Annotated in this window: 18 protein-coding genes; 12 read left to right on the top strand and 6 right to left on the bottom strand. The window is 48.3% G+C overall.

Going from position 1 to position 22,316, the window contains the following annotated elements:
- Positions 1–52 precede the first annotated feature (52 nt).
- A complete protein-coding gene (mrcB, locus tag ACXAH4_RS02530) occupies positions 53–2,383 on the bottom strand; it encodes a penicillin-binding protein 1B (RefSeq protein WP_474880577.1) in 2,331 nt (776 codons plus the stop codon).
- A 165-nt stretch (positions 2,384–2,548) separates the two neighbouring features.
- Between mrcB and ACXAH4_RS02525 the strand changes: the two genes are divergently transcribed.
- Positions 2,549–2,788, top strand: a complete 240-nt coding sequence (locus ACXAH4_RS02525; protein ID WP_119502794.1) for a DUF6489 family protein — start codon at positions 2,549–2,551, stop codon at positions 2,786–2,788.
- Positions 2,789–2,803: 15 nt separating this feature from the next.
- A complete protein-coding gene (locus tag ACXAH4_RS02520) occupies positions 2,804–4,579 on the top strand; it encodes a PHA/PHB synthase family protein (protein WP_474841552.1) in 1,776 nt (591 codons plus the stop codon).
- 67 nt (positions 4,580–4,646) lie between these two features.
- On the opposite strand, the gene ACXAH4_RS02515 is transcribed toward ACXAH4_RS02520, so the two are convergent.
- Positions 4,647–5,045 (bottom strand): DUF4168 domain-containing protein, encoded by a 399-nt coding sequence (locus ACXAH4_RS02515; protein WP_474841554.1) that lies wholly within the window; start codon positions 5,043–5,045, stop codon positions 4,647–4,649.
- Positions 5,046–5,320: 275 nt separating this feature from the next.
- On the opposite strand from ACXAH4_RS02515, the gene phaR reads away from it, so the two are divergent.
- The 5 genes from phaR (at position 5,321) to ACXAH4_RS02490 (ending at position 9,667) form a co-directional block, all read left to right on the top strand.
- Positions 5,321–5,737, top strand: coding sequence for a polyhydroxyalkanoate synthesis repressor PhaR (phaR, locus tag ACXAH4_RS02510; protein WP_119502797.1), 417 nt, complete (start codon positions 5,321–5,323; stop codon positions 5,735–5,737).
- A gap of 235 nt (positions 5,738–5,972) precedes the next feature.
- Entirely contained in the window at positions 5,973–6,590 is a 618-nt protein-coding gene (locus ACXAH4_RS02505; RefSeq protein WP_474841557.1) for a phasin family protein, read from the top strand.
- 26 nt (positions 6,591–6,616) lie between these two features.
- Entirely contained in the window at positions 6,617–6,964 is a 348-nt protein-coding gene (locus tag ACXAH4_RS02500; protein ID WP_119502799.1) for a phasin family protein, read from the top strand.
- A gap of 107 nt (positions 6,965–7,071) precedes the next feature.
- A complete protein-coding gene (locus tag ACXAH4_RS02495) occupies positions 7,072–8,289 on the top strand; it encodes a polyhydroxyalkanoate depolymerase (protein ID WP_119502800.1) in 1,218 nt (405 codons plus the stop codon).
- A gap of 139 nt (positions 8,290–8,428) precedes the next feature.
- A complete protein-coding gene (locus ACXAH4_RS02490) occupies positions 8,429–9,667 on the top strand; it encodes a lytic murein transglycosylase (RefSeq protein WP_474841560.1) in 1,239 nt (412 codons plus the stop codon).
- 65 nt (positions 9,668–9,732) lie between these two features.
- On the opposite strand, the gene phbB is transcribed toward ACXAH4_RS02490, so the two are convergent.
- Together phbB and hrpB are read right to left on the bottom strand one after the other, a co-directional pair.
- The gene (gene phbB / locus ACXAH4_RS02485) at positions 9,733–10,455 is read right to left on the bottom strand and encodes an acetoacetyl-CoA reductase (protein WP_349589921.1); all 723 of its coding nucleotides are present in this window, start codon (positions 10,453–10,455) and stop codon (positions 9,733–9,735) included.
- Between the two features lie 322 nt (positions 10,456–10,777).
- Complete coding sequence (gene hrpB / locus ACXAH4_RS02480; RefSeq protein WP_474880575.1) at positions 10,778–13,261, bottom strand: ATP-dependent helicase HrpB; 2,484 nt, start codon at positions 13,259–13,261, stop codon at positions 10,778–10,780.
- A 188-nt stretch (positions 13,262–13,449) separates the two neighbouring features.
- Between hrpB and ACXAH4_RS02475 the strand changes: the two genes are divergently transcribed.
- The 4 genes from ACXAH4_RS02475 (at position 13,450) to ACXAH4_RS02460 (ending at position 18,546) form a co-directional block, all read left to right on the top strand.
- Entirely contained in the window at positions 13,450–14,628 is a 1,179-nt protein-coding gene (locus tag ACXAH4_RS02475; protein ID WP_474880573.1) for a GGDEF domain-containing protein, read from the top strand.
- Between the two features lie 77 nt (positions 14,629–14,705).
- Entirely contained in the window at positions 14,706–15,308 is a 603-nt protein-coding gene (thpR, locus tag ACXAH4_RS02470; RefSeq protein WP_474880572.1) for an RNA 2',3'-cyclic phosphodiesterase, read from the top strand.
- Between the two features lie 91 nt (positions 15,309–15,399).
- The gene (gene purU / locus ACXAH4_RS02465) at positions 15,400–16,254 is read left to right on the top strand and encodes a formyltetrahydrofolate deformylase (protein WP_303572086.1); all 855 of its coding nucleotides are present in this window, start codon (positions 15,400–15,402) and stop codon (positions 16,252–16,254) included.
- A gap of 108 nt (positions 16,255–16,362) precedes the next feature.
- Entirely contained in the window at positions 16,363–18,546 is a 2,184-nt protein-coding gene (locus ACXAH4_RS02460) for a M3 family metallopeptidase (RefSeq protein ID WP_474880570.1), read from the top strand.
- A 68-nt stretch (positions 18,547–18,614) separates the two neighbouring features.
- Here ACXAH4_RS02460 and ACXAH4_RS02455 read toward each other — a convergent pair whose 3' ends face one another.
- Positions 18,615–19,196 carry a hypothetical protein gene (locus ACXAH4_RS02455; RefSeq protein ID WP_474841571.1) on the bottom strand — a complete coding sequence of 194 codons (582 nt, stop codon included), beginning with the start codon at positions 19,194–19,196 and terminating at the stop codon, positions 18,615–18,617.
- Positions 19,197–19,347: 151 nt separating this feature from the next.
- Positions 19,348–20,187 carry an NHL repeat-containing protein gene (locus ACXAH4_RS02450; RefSeq protein WP_474880568.1) on the bottom strand — a complete coding sequence of 280 codons (840 nt, stop codon included), beginning with the start codon at positions 20,185–20,187 and terminating at the stop codon, positions 19,348–19,350.
- 206 nt (positions 20,188–20,393) lie between these two features.
- Here ACXAH4_RS02450 and ACXAH4_RS02445 point away from each other — a divergent pair, with 206 nt between their 5' ends.
- Positions 20,394–22,193, top strand: coding sequence for a cation:proton antiporter (locus ACXAH4_RS02445; protein WP_474841575.1), 1,800 nt, complete (start codon positions 20,394–20,396; stop codon positions 22,191–22,193).
- Positions 22,194–22,316: the final 123 nt, after the last annotated feature.

The raw sequence follows: 22,316 nt of genomic DNA, 5'->3' as shown, positions 1-22,316 counted from the left end.
CCGTATGTCGCTGCCAGTTCTGACTACAGGGCTTTTTCGATAAGAAAAAGCCTTAGTTTCCAAACAAACGTTCCCACCAGCTTTTCTTTTCTTTGCCCGGAGGCGCGACAGGCTTACCGTAGCAATCCTGCGCCGGCGGCGGCAGTACATCAAGAATAGCCGGCACACTCATGGAGTCAGGACAGCCGGCAATGGTCAGTGCCCCCGTCTGACTGTCGAAATGAGCAATACCTAACCCTTCCGGAAAACGTCGTGACAGTGACTTGGGCGACTGACTTTTCTGATAGTTTACAAACACAGGTAAGGCCCCGCCGGCACCGGTTAACAGCACTGGCTGGTTATCATCATTCCCTACCCATACAGTTGCCACATTATTCCGGTCAAAGCCGGTAAACCAGCTGTCGCGGTAATCATCTGTGGTGCCGGTTTTACCGCCCATGTTGATATTCGGGAAGTTACTGCCCACACGTTTCGCTGTACCTTCCGTGGTCACTTTATACAACGCGTAGTTCAGCAGGTATGTGGCGGCCTCATCTACCCGCTGTGAATAGTAATCGGCATTCTGCCATACCAGCCGGTTATTCGAAGAAACAACCGATGTCACAGTATGCAGCGGAATATAACGGCCATTGTTCGAAATGGTCTGATACATCTGGTTAGTTTCCAGCGGCGATAACGACATGGCCCCGAGTGTCATAGCCGGCACCTCGCGGAAGTCACTCTCTACTCCCAGCCGGTGAATGGTTTCTGTCACATTGTCGAGCCCCACTTGCATACCGAGATTCACTGTAGGCACATTTAACGATTCTGTCAGACCTTCAATCAGAGGTACTTGTCCACGGAATTTCTTATCCGCGTTCAGGGGTGACCAGGTTTGTCCGTTGCCATTTTCAAGGGTAATGGGTTCGTCCTGTAAAGGAGTGGCCAGATTAAACATTACCGGGTCTTCCAGAGCAGTGAGATATACTGCCGGCTTAATGAGTGAGCCCACCTGACGTTTGGCATCCAACGCACGGTTAAACCCTTTGAAGCTGGTATCTTTGCTGCCCACAATGGCACGAATTTCACCACTGGCGATATCCGTCACAATCATCGCTGCCTGTAACTCAGCTTTGCGATCTGACTGCAAACCTTTCAGTGTGTTTTCAACCGCTTTTTCAGCCCTGCGCTGGGCGTATATATCCAGCGTGGTAAATACCTTCACCCCGGAGTCACGCAGGGAAGGATCGGCAAGAATGGTGTTCAGTTCACGGCGCACCTTATCCATAAAAGCAGGATGTTTCCCGCTGGCTAAGCTCGCGCCGGACGCCAGACCTACAGGAGAGTTAACAGCAAATTCGTATTGCTTACGGTCGAGTTCGTTGGCTTCAAATAAAATGCGCAACACCAGATTACGCCGCTCAATAACCCGTTCCTCGTAGCGTCTCGGATTGTAATAGGATGGCCCTTTTATCATGGCCACCAGCGTGGCGATTTCAGGTACGCTGAGTTCATTGGCCGGCCGGTCGAAATAGAAATAACTGGCAAGGCCAAACCCGTGCACAGCCATGTCACCGTTCTGACCCAGAAAAACTTCGTTCAGATAGGCCTGTAAAATTTCATCTTTGCTGTAACGGGCATCGATGATGAGTGCCATCAATGCTTCTTTTATTTTCCTCGTCAGCGCTTTTTCTCTGGTGAGGTACAGGTTTTTCACCAGCTGCTGCGTTAAAGTACTGCCACCCTGCACGGTTCTCCCTGCCTGAATGTTGGCAACCAGCGCGCGGAGAATAGAAAGTGGTGCGACCCCGTGGTGCTTGTAGAAATCTTTATCTTCTACAAGGATCAGGGCTTTCGGCAATAAAGGCGGAATTTCATTCAGCTTCACCAGCATACGGTCTTCGCGGCTGCCACTTACCATCCGCGTGACAAGCCAGGGCTCCAGACGAATTTTCGGCAGTGAAATACCGGCACTGTCATCCCGGATACTGCTGATGCGGCTGCCCTGCCAGGTAATGGTGATCTGGCGTAAAGGCTCATCGCCGTCAGGAAAACTGAAAGCCCGTCGCTGAACCACCAGCTTATTGCCGGTATAACGATATTCTCCGCTACTATCGGGATTCGTGACCTTCCGGTAACCAAGCAGTTTCAGTTCATCCAGCACTTCTTTTGGCGTGATTTCCAGCGCTTCAGATAACATTAGTGGCCGGGCAAATATTTGCGCCGGAACTTCCCATTTATTGCCTGTAAAGGTGTGCTTAATCTGGGCATCCAGATACACCATGTACCCTGCCAGCACCACGAACCCGACAATACATAACTTGAACAACAGCCCGGGCCAGCGACGGCGGGGCTTGCTGCCAATTTTCTTTGGTTTATTAACTTTCGTCTGTTTTTTAGCCACTTATCATGCCAATATAGAAAACGTCAAAGGGGATTTTGCGGTTTTCGCGGCTGAATTTCCAGCCTGAAACTAACCGTGCAAATCATTGTCATCTTGCAGTAATCTTATGATTACTCTAGAACAATCAATCCGGATGGCCCGGAAGGCGCCAGAAAGGAGTGAAACATGAAAATTTCCATCGATATCGACCTTTCACCCAAGGAAGCAAGAGAACTCATGGGATGGCCGGATATGAGCAAACTTCATGAGGCCACCATCTCACAACTCAGCGAGCAAATCAAAAGCGGAAATCAGGAAGCCATGATGTCCATGCTGAAGCCCTACCTGGACGGCAGTCAGCAAGCATTCTCATTCTATCAAAAGATGCTGGAAAGCATGGCAACCACAGGAACCAGCAAAAAATAAGCACGGAGGTTTTTTGTGCACGAGCAGGACAAAGATCATATTCTGGACACATTGAATCAATACGCACAGCAGTTTAACGCCATGGTTCATAACATTCTGACGAAGAAAAATAGCAGTGAGGAGACATCCGCTATGTTCGACCCGGAAAAGTTAGGTTCGCTGCTGTCAAACGACACGGTAGAGGTAGATTCGGCAAAGCTTATCCAGACGCAAATGGATTTCATGCGTCAACAAACTGAATTGTGGCAGCAGGCCACTAAGGCCATGCTGGGAGAGAATGCCCATCCTGTTATGCAGGAAGAAAAAGGCGACCGTCGTTTTTCTCATACAGACTGGCAGGACAATCCCATTTTCAGCTATATGAAACAGGCTTACCTGATTAATTCTAAGATGCTGCAAGGCATGATTTCATCCATGCATTTCAAAGATCCTAAGTCGGAAGAACAGGTAAAATTCTACACACGCCAATATATCAACTCGGTATCACCAACTAACTACTTGCTGTCTAACCCGGAAGTATGTGAAGAAATTCTGAAAACCAAAGGCCAGAACATGGTGAAAGGTATTGAGAATTTCATGCGGGATCTGGAAAAGAGTCCTCTTGAAGCGTTCAAAATCACACAGACCGATATGGATGCCTTCGAGTTAGGTGTCAACCTGGCTACCACCGAAGGCCAGATCGTTTATCAGAACGAGTTGATGCAGTTAATTCATTACACACCGAAGCATGAGAAAACCTTTGCAACGCCAATACTGTTTGTGCCTCCTTTCATAAACAAATACTACATTCTTGACCTCGACGAACGTAAGTCCGTGGTAAAAGGCCTGCTTGATGCCGGTTTTTCTGTGTTTATGATTTCATGGGTTAACCCGGATGCAAAACTGGCGGACCAGGATTTCTTCGATTATATGAAGAAAGGCCCGGTGGAAGCCCTTGATGTGGTTTGTGATATCACCGGTAAGAAGAAAGTGAATATGGCGGGCTTTTGTGTAGGCGGCACATTGCTGAGTACAGCAACGGCCTATCTGCGTGCGAAAAAAGACACCCGCATTGAGTCACTCACTTTACTGACCACCTTGCTGGACTTCAGTGAACCCGGCGAAATTGGTAATTACCTTACCGAAGATGCATTACCTGTGATGGAGCAGAACGCAGACATCAAAGGTATTTACGACGGCCGCATACTGGGCCTGAGCTTTAGTTTGCTGCGGGAAAATAACCTTTTCTGGTCGTATTTTATTAATAACTACCTTAAGGGCAAAGACCCTGCTGCGTTTGATATTTTATTCTGGAACAGCGACGCCACCAACATCACCGCGGCCTGCTTTAAGCAATATATCCGCACCATGTACTGGGAAGATAAACTGAAAGTGCCGGGGGCAGTAGAAATTGACGGCATTCCCATCGACCTTGGAAATATCGATGTGCCGGTGTATTTCCTGACTACTCTGGCAGACCACATTGTGCTGTGGCAGGGCGCGTACAAAGGTACACAGCTGGTATCAGGCGATACACGCTTTGTACTCGCCGGGTCGGGACACCTTGCAGGGGTAATTAACCCGCCAGATCCCGGGAAATATCCGCACTGGATTAACGACAATTTACCGGCAAGTGCCAGCGAATGGTTTGATGGTGCTGTGAAGCAGGAAGGCTCATGGTGGCCAGACTGGCATGCATGGTTGCAGGGTCACCGGAAAACAAAAGTGAATGCCCCGCAGCCCGGTGAAAGTGAAAAATATCCGGCCATCGAAGCAGCCCCGGGCAGTTACGTGAAAAAACAGCTGGGATAAACCGGCAGACAAAAAAAAGGGGGCGTTCAACGCCCCGCTTTACTTCTGTCTACATGAGGATTCAGTATTACGATTCGCTGTTCTGTGTTTTAGCGATGTCCAGTACGCGGGATCTTAGTTTTTCATCCGTTTGTACCAGTTGTGCAATGGTCGTGTAGGTTTGCACCTCAAGACCTGTTTTTTCAATTTCTGTTACCATTTCAGTTTGTGCAGCCTGCTGAATTTGCTGCATCTTCTCAGGTGTTTCGTCACCTTTCAGTTCAGACTGATATTTATCTGCAACATCACTGACCGCATTCATCGCGACTGTAAATTTCTCAAGAGTTGCATCATCGAAATCCTTCGACTGTGTCATCGGCGCACTTGACGGGGCAGCCTCTCTGGTTTCCTGAGCTGCCTGTGCAGCGAAATTTAACGTGCAAGCAACAGCGAGGCTCATCACAAGTGATTTGACAAGTTTAGTCATAATAATCTCCGGTTTCATTTGAATTGCCTGAAATGCGTTATCTTCAAATGAATGTGATTAAAAGAAAGATAATCCGGCTATTCAGGCTCTCAACAGTGATACAGCGATAACTATGCCAATCACGATTTAATCAATAATTTCAGAAAGTTAACAAAAATCAGATTTTCTTATCAGTGAAAAAGGTAGTCAGAGTGTCGCTTATTTTCACACCTTTTAGGTTGCCGCAGCGGCATTTTGTGCGTTACTCTCATTTCAGCATCGCCGGAGGTAACATTATGATCATCATTAAAAAATATCCTAATCGCAGATTGTACGACACATCTCAGAGTCAGTACGTTAACCTCGATTATATAAAGGCGTTAATCAATGAACGTCAGGAATTTAAGGTGATTGATTCCAAAAGTGAAGATGACATTACCAAGTCATTATTGCTGCAAATTATCAGTGAATCCGAAGCCAACGAAAATCAGTCACTGTTGACAAATTCGTTACTCAAACAACTAATCCGTTATTACGACACTGACATGCAGGACTTTCTGCGACAGTACCTTGAACAATCTCTTGTTACCTTTATAGAGCAACAGGATCAGGTGCAGGGTATGATGAAAAATATGATGGATAACACGCCCTTCGGTATGTTTAACAAAATCATCGAACAAAATATGGATGCCTGGAAGAAGAACCAGAAGTAAGTATCACATACTGGCAGGGGAGCAATTCTCCTGCCCCAGAACGGACAGACCTGCCACATTTCCTCTTCAATGCTGCAGAGCAGCATAAAAAGCTATTTGCTTATTAAATATTCGTCTAAACATTCTTGCTGCACCGCAACATTTTTGTTGATCTCTGCAAATACCCTGGTTAATATCTAATCAAATCTTGCTGCAACGCAGCAGAAGGACTTTATCAACTGGTCGGGAGAAGAGTATGTTTGGCAAGTTTTCAGAACAGCTGAAAAGTACCACTAAACCGGTACATACGCTGTTTGCTGTGAATACAAAAACGCTGGAAAGTCTGTCTCAACACCAAACCACGTTATTCACGGGTTTGTTGAGCGACAGTGTTCGTTACATTGAAGCGGTAACGAAACAAACAGAGTTTAAAGGTGTAATGACAGCGAATTCTGAACTGGCTGAGTCAGTGCGTGAACGCATGACCAGCGCGTCAAAAGACACCTACTCCACCCTTAACGCTATGCGTGAAGAAATGACCGAAGTGATGGCGGCCAGTTTGGCCACCGCTACTGAAGAAACCAAAGAAACAGTTGAAAAAGCGACAGCAGCCGTGAAGAAAACCACAAAAGCTGCCGCACCGAAAAAAGCTGCGCCTGAAGCCGCGAAAGCGCCGGTAGAGGCAGCAGAAAAAGTGGCTGAAGCAACAAAGGAAACTGTTGAGAAGGCCGCTGAAGAGACAAAAGCCGTTGCTGAAGAAGCAAAGGAAGCGACTGCTGAGGCAAAACCTGCCGCAGCAGCAAAGAAACCAGCAACACGTACCCGTCGCACGACTGCTAAGAAGACTGCGACAACGACTAAATCAACTAGCTAACTTACCCCGGAAACTGGAGACTAGTAATGTTTGAGCAAATGAACGAGCAAATGAAAAGCGCAATGAAGCCGATGACTGACCTTGCGACATTGAACATGAGTACAATGCAGGATCTGGCAGAAAAACAGAACGCCCTGTATTCATCTCTGTTATCTGAAAATATGTCTTATTTTGAAAAAGCTTCTCAGCAGAAAGATCTGTCTGGTCTGGCTGAGATGAACAAGGCATATGTTGAAACTATTCAGGAAACTGTTACTGATGCAGCGAAAAGCTCATATGCAGTAATTTCTGATGCACAGCAGAAAGCTGGCGAGATGTTCAAAGGTTTAAGCGACGAAATGACTGCGAAATTCCAAAGCGCAGCTAAAGCATAAGTCCCTCCTGAGCGGCCTTCAGAGGCCGCTCAGGTTACCCCACATCAAGTGAACCTTTTCATCCCCCAAAAGGTCTTAGCCCCAGCCAGTATTTGAGGAGAGACGTAATGAATTATCAGGCTTACGATTATTTGACGCGCGGCGCATACATTATGCACGAGGGTTTCAGTCTGCTTAATGATATTGCGAACCATCCTTCCAATCTTTTCGCACATACCTTACCCGGCCGCATAACCCGCGCTTCGCTGGAAACTGCCATGCGGCTGACACAACGCTACGAGAAGCTGGGGTTTAATATCGACGAAATCAAAATCGACGATAAACGCCATAAGGTGAAAGAAGAAATCGTAATGAGCAAGCCGTTTTGTGATCTCATTCATTTCAACCGGATCGGTGTGAAAGATGATCATAAGGTCTTGCTTGTTGCGCCTTTATCCGGCCATTTTGCTACCTTGTTGAAAGGCACGGTGGAAGCGCTGCTTCCGGATCACGAGATTTATGTGACTGACTGGGCTGATGCCAGAGAAGTACCGCTGGAAGACGGTCCGTTCAGTTTTGATTGCTATGTGGGTTATCTTATCGAGTTTCTTGAGTTCTTAGGGCCGGGCACGCACTTAATGGCGATATGTCAGCCTACTGTTCAGGCTTTAATCGCCACCGCAGTGATGGCCGGACAGAAAAATGCCTGTGTGCCCAAGTCGCTCACTCTCATGGCGGGCCCCATTGACTGCTCCAAGAATCCTACACGGGTGAACGAGTTCGCTCAGGAACATCCGATGAACTGGTTCCGTAATGTGGCGATTATGTCGGTACCTTATGGTTATCCGGGCGAAGGTCGTCAGGTGTATCCCGGTTTCATGCAGCTGGGCGGTTTTATCAGTATGAACCAGCAAACTCACATGAAAAAGTATCAGAGTTTCTTCCAAAATCTGGTATTTGGTGAAGAAGAAGATGCTGATCGTTTCCGCGCCTTTTACGATGAATATCTGGCAGTACTGGACATGCCCGCCGAGTTCTATCTTGAAACCATTGAACGGGTATTCAAGAATAACGAGATTGCCCGCGGTGCGATTACTTATCAGGGTAACCCTGTAGATTTTGAAACCATCGACAATACTGCTCTGCTTACCGTAGAGGGTGCTGATGATGATATTTGCGGCTTAGGACAAACAGAAGCGGCACAGGATATTTGTAAAAATATTCCGAAAAATATGCGTAAACATCACGTACAACAGGGAGCCGGTCATTACGGTATCTTCAGTGGATCTAAGTTCCGCAAATCGGTACGCCCGGTTATCACTGATTTCATCCACAAGTACGCATAAGCCTTCCCAGACAAATAACTCTTTCCTGCAGCGCTCCTGATCTCACCGGCGGAGCGCGCCGTATTTTCCCCATGTTTCCCTCGCCCCCGGGGGCGAGGATAAGGTAGCATGAACGCCTCATCAACAAAGGTAATATGCAATGTCTAAATGGATGCCGCGTAAGCTTGGTTTTTCAATACTGTCACTGCTGACAGCGACTTCTTCAGCTTATGCCAATACAGATTTTGAACAGTGTAAAACACAGTTATCTCAGCAAGCCGTAGAACAGGGCGTGAAAGAAGAAACGGCAAAGGCCGTGTTCGCCAACATTCAATATCAGCCCCGCGTGATCTCGCTGGACCGCAGCCAGCCTGAATTTGTACAAACCTTTCCGGGCTACTACAGCAAACGCGTTACGGCATGGCGTATCGGCAAAGGCCGGGAAATGTACGCTAAACATAAAGAACTGTTAAATAGCTTAAGCCATAAATACGGTGTGCCTGCCCATTATCTGGTGGCATTTTGGGGGCTGGAAACCAATTTTGGTGGTTACAAAGGTAAGATGAATGTACTGAATTCACTGGCGACTCTTGCCTGTGATGAAAGACGTAGCAGCTATTTTTCCAAAGAATTAGTCACTGCGGTTAAGCTTCTTGAAAGAGAATCTTTAGATCAGACCAAAATGGTAGGTTCCTGGGCAGGCGCCATGGGCCATACACAATTTATGCCCTCAGCATATATGAACTATGCGATTGACGGCGACGGCGATGGCCAGATCAATCTGTGGGACAGTGAAGAAGATGCCCTCGCTTCAGCGGCTAACTTTTTGTCTCAATTAGGCTGGCAACCCGGATTCCGTTGGGGAAGGGAAATTCAGTTACCGGATAATTTCGATTATCGCGAAACGGGATATAAAAACCGGCGCAGTATTACTGAGTGGAACGAAAGCGGGATCAAAAAAGCAGACGGTAGTGCGCTGGGTAACAGTGATGAAAAAGGCTATGTCGTTGTACCTGCCGGTCATAACGGTCCGGCGTTCATTGCCTATCACAACTTCCGAATTATTATGCGCTGGAACAATTCTGAATTCTACGCCATCGCCGTAGGTAAGCTGGCTGACCAGATTGCCGGTGAAGCCGGTATTGATAAAGCGTTACCGGAATTACCGGCTTATACCAGGGATGACATTTTGAAACTGCAAACAGCGCTGAATGCTTCCGGTTACAATGTAGGTAAACCCGACGGTATTATCGGACCGGCAACCCGTGCAGGGATCCGCGAATATCAGTTGGCCAGCAACCTGATTGCTGATGGTTTTCCGGGACTGGATGTGATGAAAGCGATTGGTGTGTTGCCGGATGAACTCAAAGAGAGCGACGGCAATAAAGAAAGCGAGTAGCTGGATCCGGATACGGTCAGTTCACAGAGCACGGGCGTGCTCTGTGAACATTGTAACCGTACAGCTTAGTACATGTGCTGTCCGCCGTTAATGGACAATGTAGAACCGGTAATAAATCCGGCTTCATCGCCTATTAAGAACATAACACTGCGGGCGATGTCTTCAGGTTTCCCCAAACGACCCACCGGAATTGTTGCAATGATCTTCTTCAATACTTCTTCCGGTACCGCACGCACCATGTCAGTATCAACATAACCCGGCGCAATAGCGTTTACGGTTACACCTTTACCTGCACCCTCAAGTGCCAGCGCTTTAGTAAAACCATGAATACCGGACTTAGCTGCCGCATAGTTAACCTGGCCATACTGACCAGCCTGACCGTTAACCGAACCGATATTAACAATGCGACCAAAACCACGGGCGCGCATTGAATCAATCACTGAGCGACACGTGTTAAAACAGGAAGCGAGGTTAGTTTGAATAACGGCATCCCATTGCTCAAAATTCATTCTGTGCATGGTGCCGTCCCGGGTGATCCCGGCATTGTTGATTAGAATATCCACCGGACCATAATCTGTCGCGATTTGGTCAATTGCTTCTTTCGTTTTCTCAAAATTCGAGACATCGAACTTAAATGAAGGTATGCCAGTGCGTTCAGTAAACGCCTTAGCCGCTTCATCGTTACCACCATAATTTGCCACAACAGTGTAACCCGCATCTTTCAACGCTACACAAATTGCTTCACCTATTCCCCGGGTGCCACCTGTGACCAGTGCAACTTTGCTCATTTCGTCTCCCTCAAATGTTGACTCATATTTGTACAACAATTCTATATAAGCATGCTTGATGAGATGTTGACAACGGAAACCTGAAGACTTTTTGCGCGGGGTCAATGCCCGTGTCCAGATGAATGACTATAGTGAATAAGAAACTTCTTACTTATCATGCAGTTGAAAAAATAAACAAGTATTTAGCTATTAACTGGTCAGAGGATCTCTTTTAATAACAAATACTTGCATAATAATTGCAGCACGTAAATTAGTTGTATACACCGTTCAAACATGATTAAAGTTGTAAGACGGGTACAATAGTTCAGGAACAACCCCCCGTTTATTTTCGCGGCTTCATTGAACGTCCGGCTTCAGCTTCCATCGGATTATCAGGCCACCGGTGTTTCGGATATCGTCCTTTCATTTCTTTCTGCACAGCAAGATAACTACCCTGCCAGAAGCCGGCCAAATCCGATGTAGTTTGTACTGGTCTTCCCGCAGGAGACAGCAACTCCAGCGTAATGACTTTTGCGCCGTCTGCAACAGTGAACGTATCTGCACAACCAAACATTTCCTGCAGTCTGACCGGAAGCACGACTTCGCCGTTTGACCGGTAGACCAGTTTCCTTTTTTCACCGGAAGGCACGGTGATGCTCAGTGGCAAAGCATTGTCCATGGCGTGTTGCTGGCTCCAGGGGAGTGACTGGTGTAGCAGTGTCGCCCAGGACAGGCCGGCAAGTTGCTCCCAACTTTTAAACGAAGATAATCGTGCGGAAATATCACTACGGTCCAGAAGCGACAATGGTGACTCAGGGTCTTTCCATACCGGCGGGCTGTCGAAAGCTTGCGGTTGATGTAAGTCACACCCGCAGGCCATTTGATACCGGTACCACCATTGCCAGTCTTTTTCACTGAAAGGCCACGCGGATAACGGCAATCCTTCCAGCAACGATACCCAGGCCTCACCGCGAATGCGGGCCGGCACGTTAGTTGCCGGTTCACTGCTTAACACTATTTCATGGAAACCTTCGGTTTTGCGCGCTTCCATTTGCTTCTTCTGACTGTTGTACGTCACCGTATCTTTAAGTTTGAAAGCCTGCGAATATAACTGTCTTAATAAGGTTTCATTAACAGGTTCGGCCTGACGAATGATCACGTCGGAACCGTTAACCTGCCCTTCCTTAACCACCAGCCAGTCAGACTTTTCAATCATTCCTTCAGGCAGAGCAGCGCCACGGCCACTGGCCAGCTTATAATCACTACCCTGCTTACGTCTCGCAACCCGCTCAGGAAAAGCCAGCGCGAGACACACTGCAACAGCTTCACCATTTAACTTTCGGGGCTCTGCTTTCAGTGAGATGCCAAGTGCAGATGCAAACCGCGAGGCCCTGGATTTCAAACCGGATAACTGGGGTTCTGCCAGTTTTTCAAGCCAGGCTGATACGTGAAATTGCCGCTCAGAAGCTGAATGCTCTTCACAGGCAGCCGCCACATAGCAGGCAACATCCTCCAGTTCAGGCAGGCGCGTCTGCGCTCCGGCTTCTTTTGCCTTCACTAACATATTTGCCAGAGCCGGGTGCACCGATAATTTGTTAAGTCCGCGACCATGTGCTGTTAACGTACCATCGCGGTCTACGGCACCGGCTTGTTGCAGGCGGTGTAATGCTGCTGCAGATTGCGCCTGAGAAGGAGGCGTCAACATGCGCATATTATGCAATTCAGTTCCCCAAGCCAGCGCATCCAGAGTAAGCGGGGAGATATCTTCACGCAAAATTTGTGGCAGCGGGTATTTTGCCAGTCTGTCATGCTGCTCTTTCGGCCACATGCGATACACTTTCCCGGGCCCCAGGCGCCCTGCCCGTCCCTTGCGCTGAACAGCCGATGCCTGTGAAATCATCTGCGTATTCAGGCGGGTAAATCCGGTGGGAGGATGGTAATTAGCGACATTTTCAAGACCGGCATCTATGACTACTTTAATGCCTTCAATCGTCAGGCTGGTTTCGGCAATATTAGTAGCAAGAATGATTTTTCTCATTCCCCGGCTATCCGGTAAAATAGCGGCAGTTTGCCGTTGTTTACTCAACGCGCCATACAGAGGATGCACCACATATTCAGATGCATTCAGCCGCTGCTCCAGCAAGGTGGCAACTTTATTAATCGCGCCGGCGCCCGGTAAAAAAACGAGAATATCGCCGTCATCCTGTGCAAGGCTGAACTGAATTTGCCTGGTAACCTGCTCATGCAAAGTATGGCTTTGTACCTGACCGGTATAGATTTCCTCTACCTCAAACTGCCTGCCGGCAGATTTCAGCACCATGGCATCGGGCATCAGCGTCAGTAATTCATCCACATCGAGGGTGGCAGACATCACCACCAAAGATAAATCTTCCCGCAACCCTTCCTGTACTTCCAGCGCCAGCGCAAGACCAAAGTCACTGTGAATACTACGTTCGTGAAATTCGTCAAAGATGATTAAGTCTACACCTGCTAATTCCGGGTCCCTCTGGATACGGGCAGACAACACACCTTCTGTGACAATCTCCAGACGTGTTTGCTTACTGACCTTACTTTCACCGCGGATACGGTAACCCACAGTTTGTCCGGTTTCCTCTCCGAGCAATGAAGCAAGGTAAGCTGCCAGATTGCGTACCACAACCCGCCGCGGTTGCAACATGACAATGCGCCCCGGAACATGCTCCAGCAGTGCCAGAGGCAGTACGGTAGATTTGCCCGCCCCGGGCGGTGCACCGACAATGACATTACCGGCGGCAACAGCAGTTATCAGTTCAGGGATCAGGCCTGCGGCAGGTAATTTACTTTGCATAACAAGAAAACAGGTTCAACAGATAATCTGGCAAGTATATACCTGTGCCACGGAAGAAATACATAAAGTCATTGATAAGTCAGCCACTTCCGTTTAGATTTTAGACTGTAAGCGAACTGTTTTTATTTTCCGCATACAGTTTTGCTTTCATATATTTAAATTACGTATCAGATAAATGAAGTGAGTAAATGGATTTACAGACCATCATTATTTGTACGGCCATTGCCAGTATGACATTGTGTTTTACTATGGGCATGGCCTGGCAAAGTCACAAGGAATCAAACTATATCTTCCACTGGATGTGTGCCGGCGCCTGCTTTCTCGTCTCCAACCTTACTGCTTTTGTCTGCATTAAACTCGACGTACAAGGCGTGCTCCACCCGGGAATAGCGAATGTGTTATACATGGCAGGCCATGCCTTTATCACCTCGGGTATTGCCCTGTACATTTATGGTAAGGCTCCGCCTTATCTGGCAACCGTTGTGGCGCTTTTCACCCTTCTGCTCCATCTAAGCCCGGATTTCAGAGGGTCGGTTGATGCCAGATTTATTATCCTGACTCCCGTTGTAGTGATGCTCAGTGGTGCATCCATTACCATGCTGTGGCACACCGCCATGCGTAAAAAGGGGAGATTCCTGTGGCCACTGCTTATCACAATCACCATTTTTGCCCTGCAAATGTTAATACGCACTGTGGCGTTACTCACTTCTCACGACGCACTGGCATTTACCGGTAACGACATATTTCAGATTGCAGGCTCGCTGGCCGTTATTACTTTTATTTCAATGCTGGCAGTAACATTAAATTACGTCATCAACGGCGAACACCAGCAGATGCTGAAAAAACTCTCGGACACGGATTTCCTCACCGGCTGGCTGAACAGAAAAGCACTTGAGCCCTGTGCACTTTCATGCCGGGAAACAGCGCAGCGGACAGGACATACTTTCGGCATCATCATATTCGACGTTGATCACTTTAAAGCGATTAACGATAAATGGGGTCACCATGCCGGTGACGTTGCTCTGCAGCAAATAACATCGCGGGCAAAAGACATTGTCAGAGATGAAGACAACTGTTTCAGGATCGGCGGCGAAGAATTTCTGATTATTCTGACACGTTGTAATGCAGAACAATTGCAGCGGGTGAGTGAACGATTGCGGCAGTCTGTGGCAAGCCGGCCGGTGATGATGAACGATAAGCCAATGAATATTACAATCAGCATAGGCAGTGCGTTAAGTAATCACGATGATTCAGGCTGGCAAGCGCTGTTTGACCGTGCTGACAAAGCACTTTACCAGTCAAAAGCAGAAGGCCGGAATACGGTCAGCATTTCCGGACCGGAGCATGCCGCTGAAGCATGGCAGTAAATTAGCCCGGTTTACTTTGAATCTCCAGTAAGCCTGGTTTACTGTACGCCCTTCACAGAAAAACACGGGTTACTGCGATGCGTTCATTTATCGGTCTTGATCTTTCTTTGCAGGAGAAGCTCGCGCTCTCCGGCTGGCGGGAACGGGCACTTCCGGCTGTAGCGCTCAGGAAAACAGGTGCCATTGTCGCTCCCGGTCAGAAAGCCCCGCCTGCTGCGGTGCCACCGGAGAACTATCACCTCACGCTGGCATTTCTTGGCGACATCAACCAGAGACAGCATGAAGCACTGTTACACGCACTGGACGACGTCGCTGCAGAACCTTTTTCTGTCACCCTCAACACCACCGGCGTGTGGGACGGACCTAAAATTTTATATGCGGGCCCTGATGAGCCGTGCCCGCCATTGATGCAGTTAGCTAAGTGTGTACGTAAAGCCGCCCGTGAAGCGGGAATATCGCTGGAAAACCGTGAATACAAACCTCATGTCACGGTTGTCAGGAAGGCCGGCAGCGACCTGCCTCCCCCTCTGTTGCCTCCGGATATCAAACTGCAATTCCGTGACTTTCACTTTTTTGAGTCTGTCTCTACGCCATCAGGTGTCCGCTACCCCGTGCGGCACTCCTGGTCTCTGGAGCCTGATATCTCCGTTCGCGAGCGATTGCGGCGGGGTCTGGTATGAGATATATCAATTGAGGCTTTACAGATGCCAATTGCATGGGTAAAACAACACACTGAATTCAACAACCTATTTGTCAGAGCCTTTACATCTCATGCAACAAACTTTTCGTCTTGTAATTGATTGTCCGGACCAGATTGGCCTTGTCGCCAAAGTTTCCCAGTTTCTTGCCGGTCACGGAGCCACTATCGTCGAGGCTAATCACCATACCGACCTGCAAACCGGCCGCTTTTTTATGCGCCATGAAATCGGGGCTGACTCAATCAAACTGGACTATGACGGGTTTGTAAAAGCGTTTACACCGGTTGCAGATGAATTCCGGATGAACTGGAAACTAACCGACTCCCGCGTAAAACAGCGTGTTGCTCTGCTGGCCAGCCTTGAATCCCACTGTCTGGTAGATTTGCTGCACCGCTGGCACACCGGCGAACTGCACTGCGACATTCCGGTGATCATCGGTAATCACCCGCAGATGAAACAGTTTGCTGACTGGTACAAAGTACCGTTCCATTGGGTGGATTTTAAAGCTCTGGGTAAAGAACAGGCGTTCTCGCAGATAGAAACGCTGATCAGCGAATACAAAATTGACCTCACAGTCCTTGCCCGATTCATGCAAATTCTGCCGGATACGTTGTGCACAAAGTTGCAGGGAAAAGCGATTAATATTCATCACAGCTTCCTGCCGTCTTTTGCCGGTGCAAGACCTTATCAGCAGGCCTATGATCGCGGTGTTAAGCTGATTGGAGCCACGTGCCACTACGTGACGAAGGATCTCGATGAAGGTCCTATCATTGAGCAGAGCGTAAAGCGTATCAGTCACAGCGATTCAGCCGCAGACATGGTCCGCAAAGGAAAAGATTGCGAAGTGACAGCGCTGGCCCACGGTGTGCGTTATCACCTGGAAGACCGGGTCATTATTCACCGCAACAAAACTGTGGTCTTCGCGTAAAGACCACAGTCCACCGTACCTGTCCCGGAACCCGTCGTCGTTATATGGCCCTCAGCGCCGCATTCTTATACACTGAACCGCTGATAATAACGACGATGGAACTCTATAATGAAAAAATTTACCGCCTCGCTGACAGCGCTGGCTGTTGCGTTTACCCTCGGCGCATGTTCTGACCAGGCAGCCAACCAGGCTGCAACGACCTCACCGGATGCAAGTGCACAAACGCAGCAACAGTCTCCGGAATTTGACAATGTGTTACTGCAACCCTTCCCCGGGCCTTACGGCGGCGTTCCCCAGTTCGACAAAATGAAGGTTGAAGATGTTAAGCCAGCCCTGAGAAAAGGAATGGCACTTAACCTGGAGGAAATAGACGCCATTGCAAATAACCCTGAACCGCCTACGTTCGACAATACGATTGTCGCCATGGAACGTGCCGGCAGTGCACTGGACCGTGTATTCCGTTACTACGGTATTTTCAGTTCGAACAAATCCAGCCCTGAATTTCGGGATGTGCGGGCAGAAATGTCTCCGGAACTTTCCGCATTCTCAACAAAAATCACCCAAAATGAAGCGCTGTTTGAGCGTATTAAAGCGGTTTACGAAAGTGAAGAACTGAAATCGCTTACGCCCGAAGAACAACGTATTACGTGGATCACCTACAACAGCTTCGCCCGAAACGGCGCTACCCTGGATGGTGACGCAAAAGCACGCTATGCCGAAATCAACAAAGAGCTGGCTACGCTGTACAACCAGTTCTCAACGAATGTGCTGGCCGACGAAGAAAACTACGTGACTTACATCACCGCAGAGCAGCTGGGCGGCCTGCCGGATTCATTTGTAAAAGGTGCAGCCGCTGCTGCAAAAGAACGTGGGCAGGAAGGTAAGTATGCAATTACTAACACCCGTTCATCTATGGATCCTTTCCTCACCTACAGCACAGACCGGGCGCTTCGTGAGCAGGTGTGGAACACCTACTACAACCGTGGTGATAACGGCGATGAATATGATAACAATGACATCATAAAGCAAATCCTGACGTTACGTGATGAACGGGTCGAATTGTTGGGGTATGACAACTACGCCCAGTGGCGTTTAGAAGACCGTATGGCAAAAACACCTGAGAATGCCATGGATCTGATGATGAAAGTCTGGCCGGCAGCCATTGCCAGGGTAGACGAAGAAGTGGCTGACATGCAGGCTATCGCTGATGAAGAAGGCGCAAACATTACTATCAAGCCCTGGGATTACCGTTTTTATGCCGAAAAAGTACGTAAAGCTAAATACGACCTGGACTCAAACGAAGTAAAACAATATCTGCAACTGGATAAACTCCGTGAAGCGATGTTCTATGTCGCCGGCCGTCTGTTTAACTTTGACTTCACTCCGGTTCCTGAAGGTTCGGTACCGGTTTTTCACCCTGATGTGAAGGTATGGGAAGTAAAAGACAAGGACAGCGGTAAGCTGATTGGTCTCTGGTATCTCGATCCATTCGCACGTCAGGGCAAACGCTCAGGAGCATGGGCGACCACATACCGCAGTTACACCACTTTTGACGGTGAAACCACTGTGCTGGCTTCTAACAACTCTAACTTCGTTAAAGGCCCTGAGGGCGAACCCACGCTAATTTCCTGGGATGACGCCAATACCTATTTCCACGAATTTGGTCATGCTCTGCACTTCCTGTCTTCAGATGTGGAATACCCCACCTCCCACTCCGGTGTCCGTGACTATACTGAGTTCCAGTCTCAATTGCTGGAGCGCTGGCTCACCACTGATGAAGTCATCAATAACTACCTGGTGCACTACAAAACCGGCGAGCCTATCCCTGCGGAACTGGTAGAAAAAATTAAGAATGCATCCACCTTCAATTCCGGTTTCGGTACAACCGAATATATGGCGTCGGCAATTATGGATTTGCTGTATCACACCACCGATCCTGAGAAGATTGAGCCTGATGCTTTTGAACGGGATCAACTGAAGGCGCTGGATATGCCGGAAGAGATTGTGATGCGTCACCGCAGCACACAGTTCGGACATGTATTTTCCGGTGAAGGTTATGCAGCAGCATACTATGGCTACATGTGGGCTGACGTTCTCTCTGCAGATGCAGCGGAAGCATTCGCAGAAGCCCCGGGCGGCTTTTACGATAAAGACTTATCGGCAAAGCTGGTGAAATATCTCTTTGCTGTCCGCAATGCAATGGATCCGGCCGAAGCTTACCGACTGTTCCGTGGTCGCGATGCGCAAACAGATGCCCTGATGCGTGCACGTGGTTTCCCGGTACCTGAGTAAACCGCTTAATAACGAAAAAGGGGCGATTATGATAATCGCCCCTTTTTTATCAGCCTCTCAACACTGAATTAAAAGCTTACGCGGTAACCCAACTGCACCTGGTTGTCGTAACTCTTGTCCTGAGACAAAGTGATATCTGATGTATCGCCGTGCCAGGTTTCTCTGCGAACAGCAAACGACATGGTGTGATTTTCTTCAGCACCTTCCGTTTCCAGATATACTGATACGGTGTTGCTGTCAGGCAGGGCAAAAGAGCCGCTTACCGGTAAATCAATATCATGAGCAGGACGCACGCCGGACGCTACCCCAACCCGGTAAGCTGGTTGTTCCCACCAGGTAATCAACTCATACGCTCTCGATGTTACCCGTTGACTGAACACACCAAAGTCCATTACAGCGCGACCGTAAGATGCCACTGCTTCAAGATTAACTGTATCGCTGATTCTGGTTGCCAGACTCAGTTTGTAATCTTTCTGGCGGCAACCATTGAATCTGATTTTATTTTTCGACAGGGAAACGGAGATATCACCGGAGTAATCGAGTTTTTCTTCCAGCCAGGCTTCAGCCTGGTCACCAATAGAAGAACTGGCCAGACATACCTGAGGTGTCAGCAGGGCACAAAGTGCTAATGTGGTTACCTGTTTCAACATGGTTCTGCTCCGCTTTATTATCATTCTGCAAAGGGCTTACCTCAGCGAGTGATTAAAGTATAAGCAAACGGGCAGCTTTTTGGGTATATAAAACCATCCTCAATTAGTCTAACTATACCCAAAAAATATCAGTGCGTTGATTTTATAGCCATTAATGAAATTTTAGCTTTGCGAGTTTTGCAGAGGTATAAGGCGTGCTTTCCTGTGAGATCCATACGTTACCGTCAGGACCGTAGCAAACACCTTCGACCTGAGCAAATTGTGAGAGAAAGTCCACAGTTTTAAGCTGATAGTCACCACTGACAGTGGCGATGAAAGGTTTAAACATGCCGAGGGCATTACTGCGGTAACCGACGAGGACAAATTCCTGTGTGTTACCGTTCCAGTCTGCGCCGGTGACAACGCCGGGAAGTCCGTCTACAGATGCAAAAGGAGTAAGTACTTGCTTAGCTTTTATATCCTGTAAAACGTAGACGTGTGACTGCTCAGTAGCCCAGCTTTTTGAAAACAGGATCAGTTTTCCATCCCGCATTGTCATGGCTTCACCATCATAATCGTGAGCATAGGGAGCATTTTCCTGCGGCGTATTACCTGCGTAGGTAAAACGGCGCTTTACTGCTTCCTGCACGGGGTCTGCACGGTTAATTTTATAGACGGTGAGTGATTTATGCTTACCGGCATTATTTCCGATGTCACCAATATAGAAATATTCATCGTCACCGGTAATGGCTTCCCAGTCACGGTTTATTGCATCCAGCGTCACCCTTGCGGTCAGCGCTCCATCCTGTCCAAGGGTAAACAATTCCGGCTCATTGCCAGAGTCATTGATGGTGTAAATATTGTTGCTGTCGCAGAACAGGCCCGATGTTTCCTTCAGCGCGTTATCCAGCGTATAGGTGGACAGCACCTCAACACCATGTTGTGGATCTGCTGACACACTGCAACCTGCCAGTAACAATAACGGGCTTAAAATGAAAACAATACGGTTCACTGATATTCTCTTTCTGCTGTAAATAAGGTTAATCTAAATAAAACAATGTGATATGCACAAGTTCAGACTACTATACCATTGTGACGATTATTTTTTGCAATGGCTAACGATAAATCTGCTTTGACCTGAGGTCAGTATAAAAGCCGGAAAATAATAAATATGCCGGGCATCAGCGGCATAACTTCAACTTTAAGAAGGAACACCACGTGTCAGACCCGTTATTAAGCCTGGTCAGTGTCGGCCTGCTGTCTATATTCTGTCAGTTTCTGGCTTATAAAATACGCCTGCCAGCCATTTTACCTTTGCTGATAACCGGTATTATCGTTGGCCCGGTATTTGGCGTGCTCGACGCAGACGCACTGTTCGGGGATCTTTTGTTCCCTGTAGTGTCCCTGTCGGTGGCCATCATCCTGTTTGAAGGTTCGCTGACACTGAAATTCAGTGATATTGCGGGTCACGGCAATATGGTGAGAAACCTGTGCAGCGTTGGCGTGCTGGTCACCTGGGTGGTTGCAACCATCGCTGCCCATCTGAGCCTGGATTTATCCTGGCAGCTTGCAGCCCTGTTTGGTGCCATCGTGACCGTAACAGGCCCGACGGTCATTGTGCCGATGATCAGAACTGTAAGACCGAAAAGTAACATCGCTAACATTCTGCGCTGGGAAGGCATTGTCATTGACCCTATCGGTGCACTTCTGGCGGTGCTGGTTTACGAGTACATTGTGGCCTCTCAGGACACGGCACTGGTACATACTCTGGTGGCTTTTGGTAAGACGGTAGGCATGGGCACCGTCCTTGGTCTGGCCGCCGGCTACCTGCTTGGTCTTTCGCTACGTAAAGAACTGGTCCCCCACTATCTGCAAAACACAGCTGTTCTCACCCTGATACTGGGTGTTTTTGCCATCTCTAATCATGTAGCCCATGAGTCAGGCCTGCTGGCAGTGACCATTGCCGGTATGGTACTGGCAAATATGAAAAATGTGGACGTGGAAGACATCCTGGAGTTTAAAGAAACCTTAAGTGTTCTTCTGATTTCCGGCCTGTTTATTATTCTTGCGTCACGGTTGAATCTCGACTCTGTGTTCGAGGTCGGCTCCGGCGTCATTGTGGTTCTGGTGGCCATTATGTTTATCGCCAGACCCCTTTCCGTACTGGCTTCCTCTGTGGGCACCGGACTAAACTGGCGTGAACTGGCGCTGATCAGCTGGATAGCGCCCAGAGGTATTGTAGCGGCAGCCGTATCCGCACTGTTTTCTCTGAAGCTGGAGGAAATTGGCTATGAGGGTGCAGGGGTTATCGTTCCCATCGTCTTTGTGGTCATTATTACCACCGTCGTTGTGCAGAGTCTGTCATCTAAATCTGTGGCCAAACTTCTGAAGGTTCGTTCCCCTGCGCCAAACGGCTTTTTAATTTTCGGCGGCAGTAAGTTCAGCCGGATGCTGGCAAAGGAACTGAAAGCACATGATTTACCGGTTTGTATTGCCGATACCAACTGGGATGCCATTAAAGAAACCAGAATGATGGATATTCCGGCCTATTTCGGGAACCCCATGTCGGATCACGCAGCGCGAAGCCTGGATTTAGGTTTATTCGGTACTGTACTGATCATGTCCCCCTACAAACAACTTAACCCTATGATTGCTTATCATTTTGAGTACACCATGGGTAAAGATAAAGTGTGGGGCTTAACCAACAACGAACAAAGTGCACGGCCATCGCATCAGGTTAGCACCCAGTATGCGCAGAAATTGACACTGTTTGCTGAGGGAGTCACATACGGATACCTGGCTTCTGCTGTCTCTCATGATGCATCCGTGAAAACAACACGCCTGAGCGAAGAATTTACTTTCGAAGATTATTCCGCAAGATACGGCGACAGAGCTATTCCGCTTATTGCTCTGGACGAGAACGGACGTTCTCATGCATTTTTGAATGGTAAAGATATTGCGCCGAAAGCAGGATGGAAATTAATCAGCTTGATTATACCGGAGAGTGAACCGGTGTGAGGCCAGAACGGCACCCTACCCTTGGGGCAGGGTGCCTCTCCCTGGAAATAACGTGTATTCAAGCGCTCCCCTCTATTATTATTATTGGATGCGTTGTTGTTTATTTTTTACTTGAGCTACACC

This window comes from Alteromonas sp. ABV2_168 (assembly GCF_056161165.1).
This window is presented reverse-complemented; position numbering and strand designations above follow the sequence as displayed.